This is a genomic window from Kitasatospora albolonga (assembly GCA_002082585.1).
Taxonomy (GTDB): Bacteria; Actinomycetota; Actinomycetes; order Streptomycetales; family Streptomycetaceae; genus Streptomyces; species Streptomyces stephensoniae.
On record CP020563.1, the window covers coordinates 6,567,840 to 6,590,074 of the forward strand.

Annotated in this window: 20 protein-coding genes; 14 read left to right on the forward strand and 6 right to left on the reverse strand. The window is 72.7% G+C overall.

The annotated features are described in order from the left end of the window. Positions 1 to 40 precede the first annotated feature (40 nt). Both B7C62_29075 and B7C62_29080 read left to right on the forward strand, forming a co-directional pair. Positions 41 to 1,096: an iron ABC transporter permease gene (locus B7C62_29075; protein ID ARF75865.1), complete on the forward strand. Its 1,056-nt coding sequence runs from the start codon at positions 41 to 43 to the stop codon at positions 1,094 to 1,096. Further along, positions 1,093 to 2,163: a ferrichrome ABC transporter permease gene (locus B7C62_29080; GenBank protein ID ARF75866.1), complete on the forward strand. Its 1,071-nt coding sequence runs from the start codon at positions 1,093 to 1,095 to the stop codon at positions 2,161 to 2,163. Before B7C62_29075 ends, B7C62_29080 begins: the two co-directional genes overlap by 4 nt. Here the strand turns inward: B7C62_29080 and B7C62_29085 are convergent. From B7C62_29085 to B7C62_29100, 4 genes are all read right to left on the reverse strand, one after another. Next, entirely contained in the window at positions 2,160 to 2,963 is an 804-nt protein-coding gene (locus B7C62_29085; protein ARF75867.1) for an alpha/beta hydrolase, read from the reverse strand. The genes B7C62_29080 and B7C62_29085 overlap by 4 nt on opposite strands. A gap of 68 nt (positions 2,964 to 3,031) precedes the next feature. Beyond that, on the reverse strand, positions 3,032 to 3,727 hold the full coding sequence (locus B7C62_29090) for a TetR family transcriptional regulator (GenBank protein ARF75868.1): 696 nt from the start codon (positions 3,725 to 3,727) through the stop codon (positions 3,032 to 3,034). Next, positions 3,724 to 5,496 carry an ABC transporter gene (locus B7C62_29095; GenBank protein ID ARF75869.1) on the reverse strand — a complete coding sequence of 591 codons (1,773 nt, stop codon included), beginning with the start codon at positions 5,494 to 5,496 and terminating at the stop codon, positions 3,724 to 3,726. Before B7C62_29095 ends, B7C62_29090 begins: the two co-directional genes overlap by 4 nt. Further along, complete coding sequence (locus B7C62_29100; GenBank protein ID ARF75870.1) at positions 5,493 to 7,349, reverse strand: ABC transporter; 1,857 nt, start codon at positions 7,347 to 7,349, stop codon at positions 5,493 to 5,495. The genes B7C62_29095 and B7C62_29100 overlap by 4 nt, the downstream gene beginning before the upstream one ends. Positions 7,350 to 7,567: 218 nt before the next feature. Here B7C62_29100 and B7C62_29105 point away from each other — a divergent pair, with 218 nt between their 5' ends. After that, on the forward strand, positions 7,568 to 8,116 hold the full coding sequence (locus tag B7C62_29105) for a hypothetical protein (GenBank protein ID ARF75871.1): 549 nt from the start codon (positions 7,568 to 7,570) through the stop codon (positions 8,114 to 8,116). A 28-nt stretch (positions 8,117 to 8,144) separates the two neighbouring features. Here the strand turns inward: B7C62_29105 and B7C62_29110 are convergent, their stop codons facing one another. After that, positions 8,145 to 8,801, reverse strand: a complete 657-nt coding sequence (locus B7C62_29110; protein ARF75872.1) for a hypothetical protein — start codon at positions 8,799 to 8,801, stop codon at positions 8,145 to 8,147. A 193-nt stretch (positions 8,802 to 8,994) separates the two neighbouring features. On the opposite strand from B7C62_29110, the gene B7C62_29115 reads away from it, so the two are divergent. The 11 genes from B7C62_29115 (at position 8,995) to B7C62_29165 (ending at position 21,680) form a co-directional block, all read left to right on the forward strand. Then, on the forward strand, positions 8,995 to 9,792 hold the full coding sequence (locus tag B7C62_29115) for an alkaline phosphatase (protein ARF75873.1): 798 nt from the start codon (positions 8,995 to 8,997) through the stop codon (positions 9,790 to 9,792). A 203-nt stretch (positions 9,793 to 9,995) separates the two neighbouring features. Beyond that, the gene (locus tag B7C62_29120; protein ID ARF75874.1) at positions 9,996 to 10,400 is read left to right on the forward strand and encodes a cell division protein SepF; all 405 of its coding nucleotides are present in this window, start codon (positions 9,996 to 9,998) and stop codon (positions 10,398 to 10,400) included. A 71-nt stretch (positions 10,401 to 10,471) separates the two neighbouring features. Continuing rightward, complete coding sequence (locus B7C62_29125) at positions 10,472 to 10,831, forward strand: nucleotide pyrophosphohydrolase (protein ID ARF75875.1); 360 nt, start codon at positions 10,472 to 10,474, stop codon at positions 10,829 to 10,831. Between the two features lie 124 nt (positions 10,832 to 10,955). Next, on the forward strand, positions 10,956 to 11,456 hold the full coding sequence (locus tag B7C62_29130; GenBank protein ID ARF75876.1) for a hypothetical protein: 501 nt from the start codon (positions 10,956 to 10,958) through the stop codon (positions 11,454 to 11,456). A 94-nt stretch (positions 11,457 to 11,550) separates the two neighbouring features. After that, positions 11,551 to 12,474 carry an LLM class F420-dependent oxidoreductase gene (locus B7C62_29135; GenBank protein ID ARF75877.1) on the forward strand — a complete coding sequence of 308 codons (924 nt, stop codon included), beginning with the start codon at positions 11,551 to 11,553 and terminating at the stop codon, positions 12,472 to 12,474. A 39-nt stretch (positions 12,475 to 12,513) separates the two neighbouring features. Then, on the forward strand, positions 12,514 to 13,431 hold the full coding sequence (locus B7C62_29140; protein ARF75878.1) for a homocysteine S-methyltransferase: 918 nt from the start codon (positions 12,514 to 12,516) through the stop codon (positions 13,429 to 13,431). Between the two features lie 59 nt (positions 13,432 to 13,490). Next, positions 13,491 to 14,969: a 3' terminal RNA ribose 2'-O-methyltransferase Hen1 gene (locus B7C62_29145; protein ARF77419.1), complete on the forward strand. Its 1,479-nt coding sequence runs from the start codon at positions 13,491 to 13,493 to the stop codon at positions 14,967 to 14,969. Then, positions 14,966 to 17,545 carry a polynucleotide kinase-phosphatase gene (locus B7C62_29150; protein ID ARF75879.1) on the forward strand — a complete coding sequence of 860 codons (2,580 nt, stop codon included), beginning with the start codon at positions 14,966 to 14,968 and terminating at the stop codon, positions 17,543 to 17,545. The genes B7C62_29145 and B7C62_29150 overlap by 4 nt, the downstream gene beginning before the upstream one ends. Positions 17,546 to 17,611: 66 nt before the next feature. Then, complete coding sequence (locus B7C62_29155) at positions 17,612 to 18,844, forward strand: arginine deiminase (protein ARF75880.1); 1,233 nt, start codon at positions 17,612 to 17,614, stop codon at positions 18,842 to 18,844. 168 nt (positions 18,845 to 19,012) lie between these two features. Further along, positions 19,013 to 20,017 carry an ornithine carbamoyltransferase gene (locus tag B7C62_29160; GenBank protein ARF75881.1) on the forward strand — a complete coding sequence of 335 codons (1,005 nt, stop codon included), beginning with the start codon at positions 19,013 to 19,015 and terminating at the stop codon, positions 20,015 to 20,017. A gap of 175 nt (positions 20,018 to 20,192) precedes the next feature. Next, positions 20,193 to 21,680 (forward strand): amino acid permease, encoded by a 1,488-nt coding sequence (locus B7C62_29165; GenBank protein ARF75882.1) that lies wholly within the window; start codon positions 20,193 to 20,195, stop codon positions 21,678 to 21,680. Here B7C62_29165 and B7C62_29170 read toward each other — a convergent pair. Next, entirely contained in the window at positions 21,631 to 22,080 is a 450-nt protein-coding gene (locus B7C62_29170; GenBank protein ID ARF75883.1) for an ATP-binding protein, read from the reverse strand. The genes B7C62_29165 and B7C62_29170 overlap by 50 nt on opposite strands. Positions 22,081 to 22,235 lie beyond the last annotated feature (155 nt).

A 22,235-nucleotide genomic window follows, 5' to 3' on the forward strand; every position in this document is an offset into this window, starting at 1 on the left:
GTATCCGGACCGCCGAGGTCACCAGGCACACTTCACTCCCATGGCAACCACCACGGCCGCACCGCCGAGCGGCGCCGGAACCTCCCGTTCCGGTGCCGCTCGGCCGGCGTTCCTCCTGCTCATGACGGTCGCGGCGGTCGCCGCACTGGCGGTCGCGCTCTGCGCGAGCGTCATGTTCGGCAGCCGCTCCACCTCGTTCGGCGATGTCCTCGGCGTGCTCGGCCTCTTCGGCGGAACCGCCGACGACAACGTCACCACCATCATCGAGAGCCGCTACCCCCGTACCGCCCTCGGTGTCCTCGCCGGACTCTGCCTCGCCGTCGCGGGCACCCTCATGCAGGGCGTCTCCCGCAACCCGCTGGCCGAACCGGGCCTCCTCGGCATCAACGCGGGCGCCTCCGCGAGCATCGTCGCCGCGACCGCCTGGCTCGGCGCCTCCGGGGCCACCGACACCATGTGGTGGGCGCTGCCCGGCGCACTGATCGCCGGAGTGCTCGTCCATGTCATCGGCTCCGCCGGTACGGGGACGAGCGTGGTGCGCCTGGTGCTCGCCGGGGCCGTGCTCACCGCCGTCCTGATGGCGTTCATCCAGGCGGTGACCCTCAGCAAGCCGCAGGTGTTCGACAGCTACCGCTACTGGGTCGTGGGGGCGCTCGGCGGCCGGGACTTCGACGTGTTCTGGTCCGTGCTGCCCTTCGCCGCCGTGGGCTTCCTCCTCGCCCTGGCCCTCGGCCCCGGCCTCAACGCCCTGGCCCTCGGGGACGCGACCGCCGTCGCCCTCGGCTCCAACCCGGCCCGCACCCGGGGCGGCGGGCTGCTCGCCGCCACCCTGCTCAGCGCCGCCGCGACCGCCGCCGTCGGCCCGATCGCCTTCGTCGGCCTCGCCGTGCCGCACGTCGTACGGGCCCTGGTCGGCGTCGACTTCCGGGTCCAGCTCCTCTTCTCCGCGCTGCTCGGCCCGACCCTGCTGCTCCTCGCGGACGTGATCGGCCGGACCGTCATGCGCCCCACCGAGCTGATGGTCGGCGTCGTCACCGCGTTCATCGGCGCACCCGCGCTGCTCATCGCCGTACGCAGGATGCGGGGCACGACATGACCGTCACCACCGAACCCCTCCGCAAGCCCGTCAAGGCGCCCCGCGGCTATCTGGTCGTCGGCCGCGCGGTGGCCGTGCCGATGCGCCGCGCCTCCGTGTTCGCGTTCGCCGGGCTCCTGGTCCTCCTGCTGGCCGCCGCCGTCGCCACGCTCACCTGGGGGCGCCTCGGTCTCGACCTCGCTGACCTGCCCGCCGCCCTCCTCGGGGACGCCCAGGGCAAGGACCGCTTCGTCTTCAACCGGCTGCGCGGCCCCCGGCTCACCGTCGCCATCGGGGTCGGCGCCGCGCTCGGCCTCTCCGGCGCGCTGTTCCAGTCCGTCACCCGCAACCCGCTCGGCAGCCCCGACGTCATCGGGCTCTCCGCCGGAGCCGGTGCGGGCGCCGCGATCTGCGCGCTGATGTTCCCCGGCACGGTCCCGGTCGCCGTCGGCGCGCTCATCGGCGCGGTCGCCGCGATGGCCCTCGTGTACGTCTCCACGGGCACCGGCTTCCGCAACCCCGTCCGGCTCGTCATCGCCGGTATCGGGGTCGCCGCGATGAGCGCCGCCGTCACCCAGTACGTCGTCTACGCCCTGGAGCGCGACAAGGCATCCGTGCTCACCGCCTACGTCAACGGCAGCCTCACCGCCCGCTCCTGGGCCGACGCCACCACCATCTGGCTGGTCCTGCTCGCCGTCGCCCCGCTGACCGCGCTGATCTCCCGGCGGCTCGACATCGGCGAGATGGGCGACGACATCTCCGAAGGGCTCGGCGCCGAACCGAAGAAGGCCAAGACCCTCGCCGTGGTCCTCGCCATCGCCCTCTCGGCCGCCGCCGTCAGCGTCTCGGGACCCATCGCCTTCATCGCCCTGACCGCCCCCCAGATCGCCAGGCGCCTCACCCGGGGGTCGGGCCCCCACCTGCTGCTCTCCGCCCTCACGGGCGCTCTGCTGCTGGTCGCCGCCGACCTCTGCGCCCAGCAGCTGCCGCTCTTCGAGGACCTGCCGGTGGGCATCTACACCATGGCGATCGGCGGTGCGTACCTCGGCTATCTGCTGATACGGGAGTGGCGCAAGGGAGTGCTCTAGAGGCTCGCGGCCTTCAACTCCCCGAACAGCTGCCGCAAGGTCTCCTCGCTCGGGAGGTGGTCCGGCGCCTCCTGCTTTGTCAGCCGGGCCGCCGGGAGGAGCGCGGCGGTCGCCTCCGCCGCCGGGAACGGAACCTCCCCGTCCCCCGGTGCGTGCCACAGCCGTACGGGCTGCGCCACCTCGCCCGGGACGAACCCCCACGGGCGGGTCTGGAGCCGCACCTCCCGGGCGGGCCCCCGCCAGCCGTGCGCGGCCAGGCCCGGCAGCGAGGCGAGTACCCAGGGCGACCCGGCGAACACCTCCGCCATCCGCTCGGCCGCCCCCGCGAACCGGGCGACCACCTCGGCCTCGGGCGCCTCGCGGTAGAACGTCCAGACGGGCTCGGCCTCTTCGGGGTAGCGGTGGCGGACCGCGTCGTCGGGGACGTACGGCAGCCCGCTGAGCACCCACACCCGCCGCACCCGCTCCGGCAGACCGGCCGCCAGGGCGTACGCGTACGGCGCCCCCGCCGAGAGGCCCAGCACATCGAACGCGTCCACCCCGCACGCCTCCAGCACCGGCAGCAGATGCCCGGTCCAGTCGCCCACGGCCGACATCGGGGCCGGGTCGGACGCGCCGTACCCGGGGCGCTCCACCGCGATCAGCCGGACGCCCGCGTCCCGGGCCAGGGTGTCCCAGACAGCGGGCAGCCCCGCGTCCCCGAGCAGCCCGTGGTGCATCACCACCGGCCGGCCGTGCGGATCGCCGTACTCCGCGAGACCGCGGGCCAGGGAGTCGAAGGTCAGGACCGTACGGTTCACACGTTCTCCTCAGGGGGGTGCGCGGCGCCTACAAGGGGCTGCGCGGTGACTTCAGGGGTGCGCGGGGTCTACAGGGGGGTGCGCGGGGTCTCAGGGGTGATCCGGGTGGCCAGGCCGTCCAGGAAGATGGCGAGCTTGTCGTCGAACCAGCCGCGCCCGTGCCAGGTCTCCTCGGCGGCGAACTCGGCCTCGAACGGGCGGGCCCCGGGCGGCGCCGCCGCCCAGGCGTCCCGGTACTGCTCCCGGGCCGTGCGCGGGGTGCCCGCCGCGTCCGGCACCGTACGGTCCAGGCCCCGCATCGCCACCGCCGAGGAGAGCACCAGGTCCCCGACGAAGTCCACGGCGACCGCCGCGTCCCGGGTGGAGAGCCCCGCCCGGACGAGCGCCACGCCGTACCCGCCCAGCCGGTCGACCATCACGGGCGGCGCGGCCGGGGTGGTGAGCAGCACCTCCGCCAGCCCGGGGAACGCGTCGCAGGCCGCCCACACCGCGTCGGCGAACGCGGTGAGCAGCTCGCGCCAGGGCAGGTCCGCCGGGGGCCAGCCGGTGCGCGCCGCGGCCCGCTCGATCGCGGCGCGCACCAGATCGTCCCGGCTGTCGACATAGCGGTACAGCGTCGAGTGGCTGACCCCCAGCCGGGCCGCGACCCCCGGCATGCTGAACACCGCCAGGCCCTCGGCGAGCGCCGCCTCGGCGACCGCGTCCCGGGTCAGCGAAGGGGCCCGCCCGGGACGCCTGCCGGGCCTGCCGGGGGTCTGTTTCATGAGGTGCCGCTGCCGTTTCCACCGGCGGTGGTCGCGATTCGCCAGCCCAGCGCGCGGCGGCGCTCGTTCCAGAACCGGGCGTACCGCCCGTCGAGGGCCATCAGCTCCTGATGGGTCCCCCGCTCCGCCACCCGTCCTTCGTCCAGGACGACGATCTGATCCGCACCGGTCACGGTGGACAGCCTATGGGCGACGACCAGCAGCGTGCTCGTCGCCCTCAGCGCGTCCATCGACCGCTGGACGTACGCCTCGTTCTCCGGGTCCAGCGCGGCCGTCGCCTCGTCGAGCAGCACGATCGGCGCGCCCTTCAGCAGCGCCCGCGCGATGGAGACGCGCTGCCGCTCCCCGCCCGAGAGCGAGGTCCCCGCCTCCCCGACCCGGGTCTCCCAGCCGTCGGGCAGCCGTTCCACGATCTCGTCCACCCCGGCGAGCCGGGCGGCCTCCAGCACCTCCTGCTCGTCCGCGTCCGGGCGGCCCACCCGGATGTTGCCGATCAGGGTGTCGTCGAACAGGTAGACGTCCTGGAAGACCAGGGAGAGCTGCTCCATCAGCGCGGCCGTGGACTGGTCGCGCACGTCCACCCCGCCGACCCGTACCGTCCCCGCGTCCACGTCGAAGAACCGGGCGATGAGCCGGGTCAGCGTGGTCTTGCCCGAACCGGACGCCCCGACCAGGGCCGTCACCGTACGCGGGGCGACCGTGAACGAGACACCGTCCAGGACCACGTCACCGGACTCCCCGCGGCCCGGGTAGCCGAAGCGCACCCCGTCCACCTCCACCGCGCCCGGGACCGTCACCGGCGCCGAACGCTCCGGCTCCGGCAGCGGCGGCTCCTCCAGCACCGCCCGCACCCGGCCCATGTCGTTGCGGGTCGTCCGCACCACCGCCGCGAGCTCCCCGACCTCCGCCAGCGGTCCGGCGAAACGGGCCACCAGGGCCAGCAACGCCACCAGTTCGACCGGGTCCACCGCACCGCGCAGCGCCAGCGACGCACCCACACCGATCAGCGCCGAGAAGCACATCTGCACCGCGAAGCCGCCGAGCAGCATCCCCGGCACCGACATCCACACCTGCTTCCGGGACGCCGCCCGCTGCCTCTCCAGCGCGGCCTCCAGCGGCGCGTAGCCGTCCGTGGTCCGGCCGAAGGCGCGCAGCACCGGCTGGTTGCGGGCGAACTCCAGCACCCGGCCGGAGGCTTCCACCCCGGCCGCGTCGTCGATCTCGTCCATCCGGTTCAGCAGCCGTACGGAGAGCCGGGCGGCGAACAGGATCAGCGGCGAGCACACCAGGGCCGCGAGCCCCAGGCGCCAGTCCAGGAAGAGCATCACCACGACCACCGCGGCCGGGGTCACCACCCCGGTCACCAGCGGTTGCAGCAGATGGGCGCAGCTCCCGGCGATCGACAGCACCGACTTGGTGCCCATCCGGGTCAGCCGCCCCACCGTCGTCCCGTCGAACCACCCCACCGGCAGGGACGCCACATGGTCGCCCAGCCGGTGGTGGAGCGTGGTGAGGATGACGAGCGCCACCCGGAAGCCCAGCATCGCCTGCACGTAGTGCAGGCCCAGCGTGACGAGGACCGCCCCCGCCAGCCACGCGGTCCAGCGGGCCGCGCCCCCGGTGTCACCGGTCAGGAGGTCGCCGAGGACCGGCACCAGGAGGGCGACGGAGAGCCCCTGCGCCACCGCGTAGGCGAAGAGGGCGGCGAGATAGCGGAAGAGGACGGCGCGGTGGGCGCTCCCCAGGACCGCGGTGAGGTCGCGGATCATACGACTGCCCTTTCGTGCGTGGCCCACATCCGGGCGTAGAGGCCGTCCTCGGCGAGGAGTTCGGGGTGGCGGCCGAGTCCGACGAGCCGGCCCTCGCGCAGGACGGCGATCAGGTCGGCCTCGACGATCGTGGGGAGCCGGTGCGCGATCACCAGGACGGTCCGGCCCCGGACCAGCCGGGCGATGGCGTCCTGGATGGCGGCCTCCGACTCGGGGTCCGCGAAGGCGGTCGCCTCGTCCAGGACGAGGACCGGGGCGTCGGCGAGCAGGGCACGCGCGATGGAGATCCGCTGCGCCTCACCGCCGGAGAGGACGGCCTCCTCACCGACGACGGAGTCGTAACCGCGGGGCAGTGCCTCGATCCGCCGGTCGATCTGCGCGGCGCGGGCGGCCTCGCGCACCTCCTCCTCGCTCGCGTCCGGCCGGGCGAGGCGGATGTTGTCGCGGACGCTGGTGCGCAGCAGCTGGACGTCCTGGAGGACGAAGCCGATGTGCCGGTAGAGCCGTTCGGACGGGATCTCGCGCACATCGGCGCCGCCGATCGTGATCCGCCCGCCGGTCACATCGTGGAACCGGGTCACCAGGGAGGCCAGCGTCGACTTCCCGGAGCCGGAGGGCCCGACCAGCGCGGTGACGGTCCCGGGGGTGAGGCGCAGGTTCACCCCCTTGAGGACGTCGGCGGTCCCGTCGTAGCTGAACGACACGCCCTCCAGCACCACTTCGTGCCCCTCGGGCTCCCGGGGGCGGACCGGCTCGGGCAGCACGGGCGTCTCCAGGACGGCGGCGATCCGCCGTGCCGCCGCCGTGGCCTCGCGCCGGGCCTGCGCGCCGAAGCCGAGGGTGACGAGGACGCTGGGGATGACGAGCGCGACCATGGAGGCGGTGAGCACGTCGACGGGGGAGACCCAGCCCGCGTGCACGAACCACACCCCGCCCGCCAGGTTCACCAGCAGCACCACCGGCGGCGAGACCGCCATCGAGGAGTACGCCTCCAGCTTCAGCATCGGCCGCACCCATCCGCTGTAGTGCTCGCCGAACCGCGTCGCCGCCTCCCGGTACCCCGCGTGCGCCTCGCCCGCCCGGCCGAAGGTCTTCACGACCCCGATACCGGCGACGAACTCGACGATGGCCTTGTTGATCGCGGCGATCCCCGCGTTGAGCCGGCCCATCTGCGGCGCGAAGTCCTTCATCATGTACGCGTACGCCCCCGCGTAGACCGGCAGCGTGGCCAGGGCCAGCAGGGCGAGCCGCCAGTCGAGCCAGAAGAGGTAGCCGAGCCCCACGACGGGCACGGTGAGCGCCGCCGTGGTCTCCACCGCGCTGTGGGCGACCAGGTAGTGCAGGTCGTGCACGTCGTTCTGGGCCGCCTTGCGGACGGTGGCCGAGGAGTTGGCGGTGAACCAGCCGAGCGGGGCGCGCCCCAGCCGCTCCACGATCCGGCGGCGCAGGGACGCCTGGAGCGCCACGTCCGCGAAGTGGGTCAGCGCGAGCGCCACCCCGCCGAACAGGGCCCGTACGGAGAGCCCGAACACCGCGATCAGCACGGCCGCGCGCACCGCGTCGGCGTCGGTGGGGCCGGGGGCGAGCAGCGCCTTGGCCAGCTCCGCGATGGCGATGTACGGGACGACGGTGGCCGCCGCACCGATGATCTGGAGCCCCATGGCGAGGCGGGTGCGCGCCCGGACCGGCGCGAGCATGGCGGCGAGCGCGGCCCGCCCCCGCGCCTGTTCCTCCTTCTCCCGCTTCCTGTCCGGTTCCGGCTCCTGCTTCCTGTCCGGCTCCGGCTGTCCCTTTTCGCCGTCAGGTCCCGGTGCCGGTCCCGGTTCCCGCTGCGGACCGTCGTCGTGTTCCATGCGCACGCGCCTCCTCCGGGCATGCTTCCGCACAGCCCCGTTACAGACAGGCTGTCTTAATTAGGTGAGCCTAACCTTAATTATCTGTGTGTGGGCAGAGCTTTCTCCCGTTCAAAGGAAGGGAGTTCGGCCGCGGAGCGTGGAAGAGGGGACCGGAACGCGGTGCCGGAGACGGTGACGACTGGTCACGTACAGGTTCGTGGACCATACTGCCCGCCGTGGAGCAGAGCATAGATTCGAACAAGAAGCCCGAGTTCGCCGCAGGCATCGACCCGGCGTTCATCCCCCTTCCCGGCCTGACGGCAGCCGCCGGGCCCCGGAAGGCCGAACCGGAAGCGGAGGCCGGACCGGAGACGGACCCGGAGCTCGACGAAGCTCCCGAAGCGTCCGAGAAGGCAGACGCGGCGGCTCCCGGTGCCGACGCCGATGCCGACGCGGAAGCGGAAGCAGGCACCGAAGCGGAAGCGGAGGAGAAGGAAGCCGGGGAGGGGCCGGTCTTCGAGGTCAGCGACCGTCGCGGCTCGATCCGGGTCGCCGCCGAGGGCATCACGTTCCGGCTGGACGACCAGGAGGCCGAGTTCGGCTGGGACGAGATCGGGGCGGTGGAGATCACCCCGGCCCGCTTCGGCCGCCGGTTGACCGTGACCGTGCACCTGCCCGGCCCGCGCTGGTTCAACGCCGAGGTCGAGGCGGAGAGCCGGGCCCGGCTCAAGGAGTGGCCGGCCGAGCTGGACGCCGTCCTGGACGCCTACTTCGAGGAGTCCTGAGCGCCCGTCCCCGGCTCCCGGCACCGCCTCACTCGCGGCGCCGGGAGCCGTCGCGGCCCCGGACGCGCATCACCACGTAACAGATCAGCGCCAGCGCGGCGAGGCCCAGCACGACCTTCGACATGATGCCGATGTACGTCCCGACGACGTCCCAGCGGTCGCCGAGCCAGTAACCCGCCAGTACCAGCACGGTGTTCCACACCAGGCTGCCCACCGTCGTCAGCCCGACGAACAGCGGCAGCGGCATGCGCTCCACACCCGCGGGCACCGAGATCAGGCTCCGGAAGACCGGCACCATCCGGCCCAGGAGCACCGCCTTGGTGCCGTGGCGGGCGAACCACTCCTCCGTACGCACCAGGTCGGAGGGCTTGACCAGCGGCAGCCTGGCCCACAGGGCGTGCATCCGCTCCCGGCCGAACACGGCCCCGAGCCCGTACAGCGCGACCGCCCCCACGACCGAGCCCAGCGTCGTCCAGAACAGGGCGGAGGCCAGGCTGAGCACGCCCTGCGCCGCGGCGAACCCGGTCAGCGGCAGGATGATCTCGCTCGGCAGCGGCGGGAACAGGTTCTCCAGGGCGATGGCCAGGCCCGCGCCGGGCCCGCCGAACGTCTCGACCAGGTCGGTGGCCCAGCCCGCGATGCCGCCCTGCGGTTCCTCGGCGGCGGCTGTCAGTGCGAGCTGCATGGGGGGTCTCCGGCGGTGCTGGTCGGGTGCGCGGAGGGAGGGCAGGCCGCGTCCTGCCCGTCCATGATCCCTCAGGCCCCGCCGGGCACCACCGGCCGGGCTCCTGTGCGAGGCTTGCGGCGGTCCGGCCACCGGCGACCGCGTTCCCGGGAAGCGTGGCGCCCGGCACCGGACGGCGGAGGAGGAGACGCACGTGGCCAGGGACGCCCGGTGGGACGCGCTGCTGGAGCTGGTCGGCAGGCACGGCAGGGTGGAGGTCGAGGAGGCGGCGGCGGAGCTCGCCGTATCGCCCGCCACCATCCGCCGCGACCTCGACCAGCTCGCCGAACAGCACCTGCTCACCCGCACCCGGGGCGGGGCGGTCGCGCACGGGGTCTCCTACGAGCTGGCGCTGCGCTACAAGACCGGCCGCCACGCCCCCGAGAAGCAGGCCATCGGCCGCGCGGTCTCCGGACTCGTCGCCGTCGGCGAGGTGGTCGGCCTGACCGGCGGTACGACGGTGACCGAGGTGGCCCGCGCGCTGGCGGTACGCCCCGACATCGTCGGCGAGACGGCGGTGGCGGGCGGCGCGCCGACGCTCACCGTCGTCACCAACGCGCTCAACATCGCGAGCGAACTGGCGATCCGGCCGCAGATCAAGATGGTCGTCACGGGCGGGGTGGCGAGGCCCCAGTCGTACGAGCTGACGGGCCCGCTGGCCGTCGGGGTGATGAACGAGATCACGCTCGACGTCGCGGTCCTCGGGGTGAACGCCATCGATATCGAACGCGGCGCCTACGTCCACCACGAGGGCGAGGCGAGCGTCAACCGGCTGCTCGCGGAGCGGGCGCAGCGGGTGGTGGTCGCCGCCGACTCCTCGAAGATCGGCAAGCGGGCCTTCGCCCGGGTCTGCGACCTCGGTCTGGTCGACGTCCTGGTCACCGACTCCCATGTCACGGCCGAGGCGAGGGACCGGTTCGGGGAGGCGGGCGTCCAGGTGATCACGGTGTGAGTGATCATGGTGTGGGTGATCACGGGTTCCGGGTGACGGCGGTCCGTGTGATGACGGTCCGTGTGATGACGGTGTGAGACCGACCCGATCCGGTCCTTCGCCGTGTCGTTGGTACGCCGAACGGGTGAGGGGCGAGAGGATTGGCCGATGAACAGTGAGTGCAGCCGGCGCGGACCCGCCCGGCTCGACGACGGGGTGGCCCTGTGAGCAGGTACGACAGGTACGACAGATATGACGCCACCGACGAACAGTGGGAGGGGCTGGCCCAGGTCGTACCCCTGCGCGGCCGCGACGAGTGGCCGTCCCGGATCGACCACCGCACGGTCCCGGACGAACGTGCGGCCGAGCAGCGCCGCCTGGTGGTGCTGCGGGTGCAGGTCTTCGCGGACGCCCGCGAGGTCGCGGAGTACCTGGTCGCCCAGGTGCCGGTGCTGCTCGACCTGACGGCGGCGGAGACGGACGTGGCCAAGCGGATTCTCGACTTCAGCAGCGGTGTGGTGTTCGGGCTCGGCAGCGGTATGCACCGCGTCGACCGGAACGTCTTCCTGCTCGCGCCGGAGGGCATGGAGGTCGAGGGGGTCACCCCCGCGGGCCTCACCCAGGCGTAGGACTCCCGGTGCCCCTCGCCTTTCCGGACGCCCCTCGGGGCGTCCGGGGCGGCGGTGGTAGACCTGGGGCCGTGACAGAACTCGATGTGGCAGAACTCCAGCGGCGGCTGGCCGCGTTCGCGGCGGCACGGGACTGGGGGCAGTACCACACCCCGAAGAACCTGGCGGCGGCCCTCAGCGTCGAGGCGTCCGAACTGGTGGAGATCTTCCAGTGGCTGACGCCCGAGCAGTCCGCGCGGATCATGGACGACCCCGAAGCGGCCCACCGCGTCGCCGACGAGGTCGCCGATGTGCTCGCCTACCTCCTCCAGTTCTGCGAGGTGCTGGGCATCGACCCGCTGCGGGCGCTGGCGGCCAAGATGGACCGGAACGAGCGGCGCTTCCCCGTGCCGAACCCTCCGGAACCCCAGGATCGTCACTCTTCGGAGTGATCAACTTATCCACAATCGACTTGGTGTCCACAGATTTCCGATTTCCTCTGGCCTGACGGTGCCTTATCCCTCACTGTGGGTAATGAATGAGGTGAGCGGGTTTTCGTACGGACGGGGGAAACGCATGGAAGCGGAGCGACTCATCGAGACGGGGCGGCGGGCCCTGGCGGAGAGCCGGGGCGCGCTGGACGTGATGGCGGAGGCATGGCAGGCGCAGGCCCTCGCCCGGACGGTCGGCAGCAGGCTGGCCCTGGACGGCCCGAGGGAGTTACGGGGCGAGGCGCGGGCCCTGGGGGAGATCGGCGGCGGCTGCTCGGCGCCGGACCACCCGGCGGTCCTCTCCCGGGGCGCGAGGGCGGCGCAGCTCTCCGGGATCGCCGATGTGCGGGCGGCCCTGACGGGGCTCGCGCTGCTGCTCGGCGAGGCCGGGATCGCGCTCGTCGGGGTGGCCTGCGACACGGGGGAGGACGGTCTCTACTGGCAGTGCATCGAGGCCATGGACGCCGCCGACGAGTCGCTGGACCGGGTGCACGGGCTGCTGAGACGGCTTGCCGAGCGGGAGAGGGAGCGCGACGGACCCTACGGCGGGATACGCGGCCCCGCCGCGTCGGCGACGGGGCTCTGAGGCGGGACCCGCCGCTGAGCTCCGAGGGAAGGACCGCTGTCGGGGAAGGCCCGTGCTGAGGGAGGACCCGCCGGTGAAGGGGCAGGATGGGGGCATGGATCTTCGCATCTTCACCGAGCCCCAGCAAGGGGCCGACTACGACACCCTGCTCACCGTCGCCAAGGCCACCGAGGACCTCGGCTTCGACGCCTTCTACCGCTCGGACCACTACCTCCGCATGGGCTCCGGCGACGGTCTGCCCGGACCGACCGACGCCTGGATCACGCTGGCCGGTCTGGCGCGCGAGACCCGGCGGATCAGGCTCGGCACACTGATGACGGCGGGCACGTTCCGGCTGCCCGGCGTGCTCGCCATCCAGGTGGCCCAGGTCGACCGGATGTCCGGCGGCCGGGTCGAACTGGGGCTGGGCGCGGGCTGGTTCGAGGAGGAGCACAGGGCCTACGGCATCCCGTTCCCGAAGGAGAAGTTCGGCCGCCTGGAGGAGCAGCTGGCGATCGTCACCGGCCTGTGGGCCACGGAGATCGGCAAGACCTTCAGTTACGACGGCACCTACTACCAGCTCACCGACTCGCCCGCGCTGCCGAAGCCTGCCCAGGCCAAGGTGCCCGTCCTGATCGGCGGCCACGGCGCGACCCGCACCCCGCGCCTGGCCGCGCAGTACGCGGACGAGTTCAACATCCCCTTCGCCTCCCTGGAGGACAGCGAGAAGCAGTTCGGCCGGGTCCGGGCGGCGGCCGAGGCGTTCGGGCGGCAGCCGGACGACCTGGTGTACTCCAACGCCCTGGTCGTCTGCGCGGGCAAGGACGACGCGGAGGTGGCCCGGCGGGCGGCGGCCATCGGCCGGGAGGTGGAGGAGCTGAAGGCCAACGGGCTGGCCGGCTCGCCCGCCGAGGTCGTCGACAAGATCGGCCGGTACGCGGCGATCGGGTCCTCCCGGATCTACCTCCAGGTCCTGGACCTGGACGATCTGGACCACCTGGAGCTGATCTCCTCACAGATCCAGTCCCAGCTGAACTGACACCGCGTCCGGCCCCGGCAGGGGCGAGGAGGAGATGACATGAGCTCCGGCCGTACGCTCGCCGAAGCGCTGGCGGAGGGACCCGTCCTGCTGGACGGCGGCCTCTCCAACCAGTTGGAGGCACAGGGGTGCGACCTCTCCGACGCGCTCTGGTCGGCCCGGCTGCTGGCCGACGCGCCGGAACAGATCGAGGCCGCCCACCTGGCGTATCTGCGGGCCGGGGCACAGGTGCTCATCACCTCCGGCTACCAGGCCACGTTCGAGGGGTTCGCGCGCCGGGGCATCGGTCCCGAGCGGGCCGGGGCGCTGCTCGCCCGCAGCGTGGAGCTGGCCCGGCGGGCCTCCGCGGCGGCCCGCCGGGCCGGTCCCGGGCGGGAGGTCTGGGTCGCCGCGTCGCTCGGCCCGTACGGGGCGATGCTCGCGGACGGCAGCGAGTACCGGGGACGGTACGGGCTCACCGTCCGGGAGCTGGAGCGCTTCCACCGCCCCCGGGTGGCCGCGTTCGCCGGGGCCGGGCCCGATGTGCTGGCGCTGGAGACGGTGCCGGACGTGGACGAGGCCGAGGCGATGGTGCGGGTGGCCGAGGAGACCGGGCTGCCGTTCTGGCTCTCGTACAGCGTGGCGGGCGGCCGGACCCGGGCCGGGCAGCCGCTGGAGGAGGCGTTCGCGGTGGCCGCCGGGCGGGAGGCGGTGGTGGCCGTCGGGGTCAACTGCTGCGATCCGGCCGAGGCGGAGGAGGCCGTGCGGACGGCGGTGGCGGTCACGGGGAAGCCGGCCGTGGTCTACCCGAACAGCGGGGAGGGCTGGGACGCCGGTGGCAGGGGGTGGACCGGGCGGAGCACGTTCGACCCGGGGCGGGTGCGGGCCTGGACGGAGGCCGGGGCGCGGCTCGTCGGAGGCTGCTGCCGGGTGGGGCCGGACCGGATCGAGGAGCTGGCGGCGCTGCTGGAGCGCTGAGCCGGAGGGCGTCGAAAATGCCTGGTGAGGGGTGGGAGGTGGAGACCATACTCGGACAGGTGTTCCTGACCATCAGTACGACCGGCATCCCTGAACGTCCCGCCACGGACCTCGGTTTCCTGCTGCACAAGCACCCCGACCGGGCGCAGACGTTCTCCACTTCCCACGGCACCGCGCACGTCTTCTACCCCGAGGCGTCCGCCGAGCGCTGCACGGCCGCACTCCTGCTGGAGGTGGACCCGGTGGCTCTGGTGCGGCGCGGCAAGGGCAAGGGCCGGGGCGGCGCCCCCGACGCGGCGCTCGCGCAGTACGTCAACGACCGCCCCTACGCGGCCTCCTCGCTGCTCTCGGTCGCCCTCGCGGCCGTGTTCAAGTCCGCGCTGGGCGGGGTCTGCCGGGCCCTGCCCGAGCGGGCCGGGGCCCCGCTGCCGCTGCGGATCGAGGTGCCCGCGCTGCCTGCCCGGGGCGGTGCGGAGCTGGTGCGCAAGCTGTTCGCGCCGCTCGGCTGGGAGCGGGTCGAGGTGGCGGCGGTGGCGCTGGACGAGCGGTTCCCCGAGTGGGGCGACTCCCGCTACGTACGCCTGGAGCTGGCGGGGGAGCTGCGGCTCGCCGACGCCCTGCGCCAGCTCTACATCCTGCTGCCGGTGCTCGACGACGCCAAGCACTACTGGGTCGCGCCCGACGAGGTGGACAAGCTGCTGCGGGCCGGTGAGGGCTGGCTGGCCGACCACCCCGAGCGCTCCCTCATCACCCGGCGCTACCTCTCCCACCGCTGGGGGCTGACCCGCCAGGCCGACCAGGCCCTGGAGCTCGTCCGGCTCGCGGAGTCGGACGACCTGGACGTGGAGAGCGTCGACAACGCGGTGGACGAGAGCACCGACACCGAGGAGAAGCCGGTCCCGCTCGCAGAGCACCGGCGCACCGCGATCCTCGAGGCGCTGCGTACGGCCGGGGCGCACCGGGTGCTCGACCTGGGCTGCGGCCAGGGCCAGTTGGTGCAGGCGCTCCTCAAGGACGTGCGGTTCACCGAGATCGTCGGCGTCGACGTGTCGATGCGCGCCCTCACCATCGCCTCGCGCCGGCTCAAGCTGGACCGGATGGGGGAGCGGCAGGCGGACCGGGTGACCCTCCGGCAGGGCTCCCTCACCTACACGGACAAGCGGCTCAAGGGGTACGACGCCGCCGTGCTCAGCGAGGTGATCGAGCACGTCGACCTGGACCGGCTGCCCGCCCTGGAGTACGCGGTCTTCGGCTCGGCCCGCCCGCGCACGGTGCTCGTGACCACGCCCAACGTGGAGTACAACGTCCGCTGGGAGACCCTCCCGGCCGGGCATGTGCGCCACGGGGACCACCGCTTCGAGTGGACCAGGGCCGAGTTCCGCCGGTGGGCGGGGAAGGTCGCCGAACGCCACGGCTACACCGTCGCGCACCTGCCCGTCGGCCCGGACGACCCCGAGGTCGGCCCGCCCACCCAGCTGGCCGTCTTCACCCTGACCGACACGGAGACCTACAAGAAGAAGGAGGCGAAGGCCGCATGACGAACGACGACAGCACCAGCACCGACACCACCACCGGCACCGCCTCCCGCACCCTGCCCGTGCCCGACCTCTCCCTCGTCGTCCTCATCGGCGCCAGCGGATCGGGCAAGTCCACCTTCGCCCGCAGGCACTTCAAGCCCACCGAGATCGTCTCCTCGGACTTCTGCCGGGGCCTCGTCGCCGACGACGAGAACGACCAGAGCGCCAGCGGCGACGCCTTCGACGTGCTGCACTACATCGCGGGCAAGCGCCTGGCCGCCGGGCGGCTCACCGTCGTCGACGCCACCAGCGTCCAGTCCGAGAGCCGCAAGCAGCTCGTCCGGCTGGCCCGCGAGCACGACGTGCTGCCCGTCGCCATCGTCCTCGACCTCCCCGAGGAGGTCTGCCTCGCCCGCAACGCGGCCCGCCCCGACCGCGCGGACATGCCCCGCCATGTCGTCCGGCGCCACCGCAGCGAGCTGCGCCGCTCGCTGCGCGGCCTGGAGCGCGAGGGCTTCCGCAAGGTGCACATCCTGCGCACCGAGGAGGAGGCCGAGCGCGCCGAAGTCGTCCTGGAGCGCCGCTACAACGACCTGCGCCACCTCACCGGCCCCTTCGACATCATCGGCGACATCCACGGCTGCCGCTCCGAGCTGGACACCCTGCTCGGCAAGCTCGGTTACGTGGACGGTGCCCACCCCGAAGGGCGTACGGCCGTCTTCGTCGGTGACCTGGTCGACCGGGGCCCCGACAGCCCCGGTGTGCTGCGCCGCGTCATGTCCATGGTGGCGGCGGGCACCGCCCTCTGCGTCCCCGGCAACCACGAGAACAAGCTCGGCCGCTATCTCGCGGGCCGCAAGGTCCAGCGGACCCACGGCCTCGCGGAGACCATTGAGCAGCTGGAGCGCGAGGACGCCGAGCACCCCGAGTTCCGGCAGCAGGTGCGGGAGTTCATCGACTCCCTGGTCAGCCACTACGTCCTGGACGGCGGCGACCTGGTGGTCTGTCACGCCGGGCTGCCCGAGAAGTACCACGGCCGCACCTCCGGCCGGGTCCGCTCGCACGCGCTGTACGGGGACACCACCGGCGAGACCGACGAGTTCGGCCTGCCCGTGCGCTACCCGTGGGCCGAGGAGTACCGGGGCCGCGCCGCCGTCGTCTACGGCCACACCCCTGTGCCCGCCACCTCCTGGATCAACAACACCATCTGCCTGGACACCGGTGTCGTCTTCGGCGGGAGGATGACCGCGCTGCGCTGGCCGGAGCGCGAACTCGTCGACGTACCGGCCGAGAAGGTCTGGTACGAGCCCACCCGGCCGCTGACCACCGAGGCGCCCGGGGGCCGGGAGGGCCGTCCGCTGGACCTCGCGGACGTGCAGGGCCGCCGGTTCGTGGAGACCCGGCACATGGGCCGGATCGCCGTGCGCGAGGAGAACGCGGCCGCCGCGCTCGAAGTGATGAGCCGGTTCGCCGTCGACCCGCAGCTCCTGCCGTACCTCCCGCCCACCATGGCCCCCACCGCCACCTCCCGCGAGGACGGCTTCCTGGAGCACCCGGCCGAGGCGTTCGCGCAGTACGCGGCGGACGGCGTCGGGCGGGTCGTGTGCGAGGAGAAGCACATGGGCTCCCGGGCCGTCGCCCTGGTCTGCAAGGACGCGGCCGCCGCCACCGCCCGCTTCGGCACGGACGGTCCGGCCGGTGCCCTCTACACCCGTACGGGCCGCCCCTTCCTGGACGACCGGGCGATGGCCGAAGGCGTCCTGGACCGGCTCCGTACGGCCGTCACCGCCGCCGGGCTCTGGGAGGAGTGGGACACCGACTGGGTGCTGCTCGACGCCGAGCTGATACCGTGGTCGCTCAAGGCCGGTGGACTGCTGCGCTCGCAGTACGCCGCCGTCGGCGCGGCCTCCGGCGCGGTCTTCCCCTCCGCCCTCGCCGCCCTGGAGACGGCCGCCGCCCGTGGTGTCGACGTCGGCGACCTCTCCGTACGGCAGCAGGGCCGGGCGGCGGACGCGGCCGCGTTCACCGAGGCGTACCGGCGCTACTGCTGGACCACCGAAGGACTGGACGGGATACGGATCGCCCCGTTCCAGGTCCTCGCCGTCCAGGGCCGCTCGCTGGCCGCCGTCCCCCACGACGAGCAGCTGGCCTGGCTGGACCGGCTCGCCGAGCACGACCCGACCGGGCTGCTCCAGGTCACCCGCCGGCTCGTCGTGGACCCCGCCGACGAGGCGTCCGTCCGCGCGGGCACCGACTGGTGGCTGGAGCTGACCGGGCGCGGCGGCGAGGGCATGGTCGTCAAGCCGCTCGGCGCCCTGGTCCGGGACGCCAAGGGGCGGCTGGTCCAGCCCGGCATCAAGGTGCGCGGCCGGGAGTATCTGCGGATCATCTACGGCCCCGAGTACACCCGCCCGGAGAACCTGGAGCGGCTGCGCTCCCGCTTCCTCGGCCACAAGCGCTCGCTGGCGCTGCGGGAGTACGCGCTCGGCCTGGAGGCGCTGGACCGGCTGGCGGAGGGCGAGCCGCTGTGGCGGGTCCACGAGGCGGTCTTCGCCGTCCTGGCCCTGGAGTCGGAGCCGGTCGACCCCCGGCTCTGAGGCAGCGCTGCCAACCCATGGGCGGTTCGCGGGGTGAACGGCGCTCCGCCCGGTGAGGATGAGGACATGGGATTCCACGTCGACTCCGAAGCCGGGCGGCTGCGCCGCGTCATACTGCACCGCCCCGATCTGGAACTGAAGCGGCTGACCCCCCGCAACAAGGACGCGCTCCTCTTCGACGATGTGCTCTGGGTGCGCCGGGCCCGGCAGGAGCACGACGGGTTCGCCGACGTCCTGCGCGACCGGGGCGTGGAGGTGCACCTCTTCGGCGACCTTCTCCAGGAGGCCCTGGACATCCCCGTCGCGCGGCGGCTCGTCCTCGACCGGGTCTTCGACGAGAAGGAGTACGGGCCGCTCGCCACCGAGCATCTGCGCGCCGCCTTCGAGGAGCTGCCCTCGGCGGAGCTGGCGGAGGCGCTGGTCGGCGGGATGACCAAGCGGGAGTTCCTGGAGCGGCACAGCGAGCCCACCTCGGTCCGCTTCCATGTGATGGACCTGGACGACTTCCTGCTCGGCCCGCTGCCCAATCACCTCTTCACCCGGGACACCTCGGCCTGGATCTACGACGGGGTCTCCATCAACGCGATGCGCTGGCCCGCCCGGCAGCGCGAGACCGTCCACTTCGAGGCGATCTACCGCCACCACCCGCTGTTCACCGGACCGGAGGCGGGGGTCTTCCACCACTGGTCGGAGGGGCAGGACGACTACCCGTCCACCATCGAGGGCGGGGACGTCCTGGTCATCGGGCAGGGGGCGGTGCTGATCGGGATGAGCGAGCGCACCACCCCGCAGGCGGTCGAGATGCTGGCGCGCGGCCTCTTCGACGCCGGTTCGGCGCGCACGATCGTGGCGCTCGACATGCCCAAGACCCGGGCGTTCATGCACCTGGACACGGTGATGACGATGATCGACGGCGATACGTTCACCCAGTACGCGGGGCTCGGCATGCTCCGCTCGTACACGATCGAACCGGGCAGCGGCCCCCGGGAGCTCAAGGTCACCGACCATCCGCCCGAGCACATGCACCGGGCCATCGCCGCCGCCCTCGGCCTCGACGCGATCCGGGTCCTCACCGCCACCCAGGACGTGCACGCGGCCGAGCGCGAGCAGTGGGACGACGGCTGCAACGTGCTGGCGGTCGAGCCGGGCGTCGTGGTCGCGTACGAGCGGAACGCGACCACCAACACCTATCTGCGCAAGCAGGGCATCGAGGTCATCGAGATCCGGGGCAGCGAGCTGGGCCGGGGGAGGGGCGGACCGCGCTGTATGAGCTGCCCGGTGGTGCGGGACCCTGTGTAGTACCAGCACTTTCGGGACAGGGGGGGGCGACGGTTTCCGGCCCGAGGGGGCTGTATAGGGATGCGGTTATGTGTATAGACTTCCATTGCTGATCGCCGCCCCCTCGGCAGATCCGCGCATCCTGCCGCCCTGCCCCGTCCCACCCCGTCCCACCCTGGAGCAGTCATCATGGCCATCGACCTCACCGGCCGCCCCTTCCTCAAGGAGCTGGACTTCACCGCCGAGGAGTTCCTCGGCCTGGTCGCGCTGGCCGGAGAGCTGAAGGCGGCCAAGAAGGCCGGGGCCGAGGTCCAGCGGCTGCGCGGGCGGAACATCGCGCTGATCTTCGAGAAGACCTCGACCCGTACGCGCTGCGCGTTCGAGGTCGCCGCCGCCGACCAGGGCGCCTCCACCACCTATCTGGACCCCTCCGGCTCCCAGATGGGCCACAAGGAGTCGGTGAAGGACACCGCCCGGGTGCTCGGCCGGATGTTCGACGGGATCGAGTACCGGGGCGACAGCCAGCAGGTGGTCGAGGAGCTGGCCGCGTACAGCGGGGTCCCCGTCTTCAACGGGCTCACCGACGACTGGCACCCCACGCAGATGCTCGCCGACGTGCTGACCATGACCGAGCACGGCGGGCGGCCCGTTGCCGGGACGGCCCTCGCCTACCTCGGCGACGCCCGCTTCAACATGGGCAACTCCTACCTGATCACCGGCGCCCTGCTCGGCCTGGACATCCGGATCGTCGCCCCCGAGATGTACTGGCCGGCCCCCTCCGTCGTGGACCGGGCGAAGAAGCTCGCCGCGGTCAGTGGCGCGCGGGTGACGCTCACCGACGACATCGCCGAGGGCGTCCGGGGCGCCGGGTTCGTCGCCACGGACGTCTGGGTCTCGATGGGGGAGCCCAAGGAGGTCTGGGACGAGCGCATCGCCGCGCTGGCCCCGTACGCCGTGACGATGGACGTGCTGCGGGCCACCGGTAACCCGGACGTGAAGTTCCTGCACTGTCTGCCCGCCTTCCACGACCTCGGCACCCAGGTCGGCCGGGACGTCCACGCCGCCCACGGCCTCACCGAGCTGGAGGTCACCGACGAGGTCTTCGAGTCGGCGCACTCGGTGGTCTTCGACCAGGCCGAGAACCGGATGCACACGATCAAGGCCGTGCTGGTGGCGACGCTGGCGGGGGAGTAGCCGCCCCCTCGGGCCGGGGGTCCGTATGGCCATTCGCCCGATTGGGTGAACATGCGAGGTGGTGGCTACGATGTCGCCTCTGGTGGGGTTCGGGCACGCCCGGACCCCTTTCCCGTGCCGCCCGCGCGCACGGGGCCGTCCCCCCACTGCACCACCAGAGAAGAGAACGTCCCGCATGAGCACCGGTCTGCCGTCCTCCGGCACCCCGAAGCGCCCCGGCCCCGCCCGGCCCGGTCTGCGCCGCAAAAGCCCCGAACAGCTCATCGCCGAGTCCGGCGGCGACCTGGAGGGCCACGGCCTGAAGCGGACGATGGGACTCTTCCAGCTCGTCTGCTTCGGCGTCGGCGCGATCGTCGGCACCGGTATCTTCGTCGGCCTCTCCGACACCGTCGCCGAGGCCGGGCCCGCCGTGGTCATCTCGTTCGTCCTGGCCGCGATCACCTGTATCTTCACCGCGTTCTCCTTCGCGGAGCTGGGCAGCGCCATCCCGGTCTCCGGGAGCTCGTACTCCTTCGCGTACGCCGCCCTCGGCGAGCGCACCGCGTTCCTCGTCGGCTGGTGCCTGATGCTGGAGTACGGCGTCTCGGTCTCCGCCGTCGCGGTGGGGTGGAGCCAGTACGTCAACGAGCTGCTGAACAGCCTGATCGGCTGGCAGCTGCCCGCCGCCCTGTCCGCCGGGCCCGGTGACGGCGGCGTGATCAACCTCCCGGCGGTCGTCGTGATCGCCATGGCCGCCACCCTGCTGGTGCGCGGCGTCCGGGAGAGCGCCGGGGCGACCGCCGCCATGGCGGTCCTGAAGATCGGCATCCTGCTGGCGTTCTGCGTGATCGCGTTCACCGCGTTCCAGGACGACAACCTCGTGCCGTTCGCCGGTCACGGGCTGGGCGGGATCACGGCGGGCGCCTCGCTGGCGTTCTTCTCGTACATCGGCTTCGACGCCATCACCACGGCGGGCGAAGAGGTCAAGAACCCCCGCCGGAACATTCCGATCGCCATCCTGATCTGCATCGGCGTCGTCACGCTGCTCTACTGCGCGGTGGCGCTCTCGGCCATCGGCGCGCTCGGCGCGGACGCCGTGTCCGACAAGCCCGCGGCCCTCTCGCTGGTCGTCAACCAGGTCACCGAATCCTCGGTGGGCGGGGGCATCATCGCCTTCGGCGCGGTCGTCGCCATCGCGTCCGTGGTGCTCGCCGTGATGTACGGGCAGACCCGCATCCTGATGTCGATGTCCCGCGACGGGCTGATCCCGCGCGTCTTCGAACGCGTCTCGCCCCGGACCCACACCCCGGTCGCCAACACCTGGATCGTGGCCTGCGTCTTCGCCGTACCGGCCGCCTTCGTCTCGCTGGACGTCGTCGTCAACCTGACGACCATCGGCACGCTCGCCACCATGCTCGCGGTCAACGCGGCCGTCATGGTGCTGCGCCGCCGCAACCCCGAGCTGGAGCGGTCCTTCCGGGTGCCGCTCTACCCGCTGAGCCCGCTGCTCGGCATCGCGTTCTGCCTGTATCTGATGTACGGGACCGGCTGGACGACCTGGCTCCAGTTCGCGGTCTTCCTCGCCGCCGGTTCGCTGCTCTACGCCGGTTACGGCCGTAAGCGCTCCCGGCTGGTCAGCTCTCCGGAGACGGACCCGGCTGGGACGGTATCGCCGGAAGCGTGAACCAGACGGCCTTGCCGTGCTCCGTGGTGCGGTGACCGCAGGCGGAGCTGAGGGTCCGGATCAGCAGCAGACCGCGCCCGTGCTCCTGCCAGGGGTCCACCTCGAAGCCGGGCTGGGGCCGGGACAGATCGCCGGGCGGAGCCGGGTCGTGGTCGTGCACCTCGACCTGGCAGCCGGTGGGCAGCAGCTCCACGACCAGCTCGATGGGCTCGCTGCTCACCGTGTGCTCGACCGCGTTGGCCACCAGCTCGGCGGTGAGCAGCTCGGCGGTGTCGCTGTCCGCCGGGGCGTCGATGTCCGACAGGGCGGTACGGACGAGAGCGCGGGCGATCGGCACGGCTGCCGTGGAGTGCGGCAGGGCGATGCGCCAGGAGGCGGGAACAGGTGGGTCGGGCGGCACGGCGGGGTTCCGTTCAGGTGCGGGACTTCCTTGTTGCGGGACTTCTCGACTCATCGGGGTCACTCGACTTGTCATGGGGGTCACTCGGCCGGTCGTCGAGCTCTCCCGAACCGTCGTCGGGGTCTCTCGGCTCACTCGGCTCTCTCGACTCATCG

What these genes read in the sequence shown, in the direction of transcription:
- B7C62_29075 (ARF75865.1), top strand. Translation starts at nt 41, where the DNA reads ATGGCAACCACCACGGCCGCACCGCCGAGCGGCGCCGGAACCTCCCGT.
- B7C62_29150 (ARF75879.1), top strand. Translation starts at nt 14,966, where the DNA reads ATGACGAACGACGACAGCACCAGCACCGACACCACCACCGGCACCGCC.
- B7C62_29110 (ARF75872.1), bottom strand. Translation starts at nt 8,801, where the DNA reads ATGCAGCTCGCACTGACAGCCGCCGCCGAGGAACCGCAGGGCGGCATC.
- B7C62_29095 (ARF75869.1), bottom strand. Translation starts at nt 5,496, where the DNA reads ATGATCCGCGACCTCACCGCGGTCCTGGGGAGCGCCCACCGCGCCGTC.
- B7C62_29135 (ARF75877.1), top strand. Translation starts at nt 11,551, where the DNA reads ATGGATCTTCGCATCTTCACCGAGCCCCAGCAAGGGGCCGACTACGAC.
- B7C62_29155 (ARF75880.1), top strand. Translation starts at nt 17,612, where the DNA reads ATGGGATTCCACGTCGACTCCGAAGCCGGGCGGCTGCGCCGCGTCATA.
- B7C62_29140 (ARF75878.1), top strand. Translation starts at nt 12,514, where the DNA reads ATGAGCTCCGGCCGTACGCTCGCCGAAGCGCTGGCGGAGGGACCCGTC.
- B7C62_29080 (ARF75866.1), top strand. Translation starts at nt 1,093, where the DNA reads ATGACCGTCACCACCGAACCCCTCCGCAAGCCCGTCAAGGCGCCCCGC.
- B7C62_29130 (ARF75876.1), top strand. Translation starts at nt 10,956, where the DNA reads ATGGAAGCGGAGCGACTCATCGAGACGGGGCGGCGGGCCCTGGCGGAG.
- B7C62_29090 (ARF75868.1), bottom strand. Translation starts at nt 3,727, where the DNA reads ATGAAACAGACCCCCGGCAGGCCCGGCAGGCGTCCCGGGCGGGCCCCT.
- B7C62_29160 (ARF75881.1), top strand. Translation starts at nt 19,013, where the DNA reads ATGGCCATCGACCTCACCGGCCGCCCCTTCCTCAAGGAGCTGGACTTC.
- B7C62_29165 (ARF75882.1), top strand. Translation starts at nt 20,193, where the DNA reads ATGAGCACCGGTCTGCCGTCCTCCGGCACCCCGAAGCGCCCCGGCCCC.
- B7C62_29100 (ARF75870.1), bottom strand. Translation starts at nt 7,349, where the DNA reads ATGGAACACGACGACGGTCCGCAGCGGGAACCGGGACCGGCACCGGGA.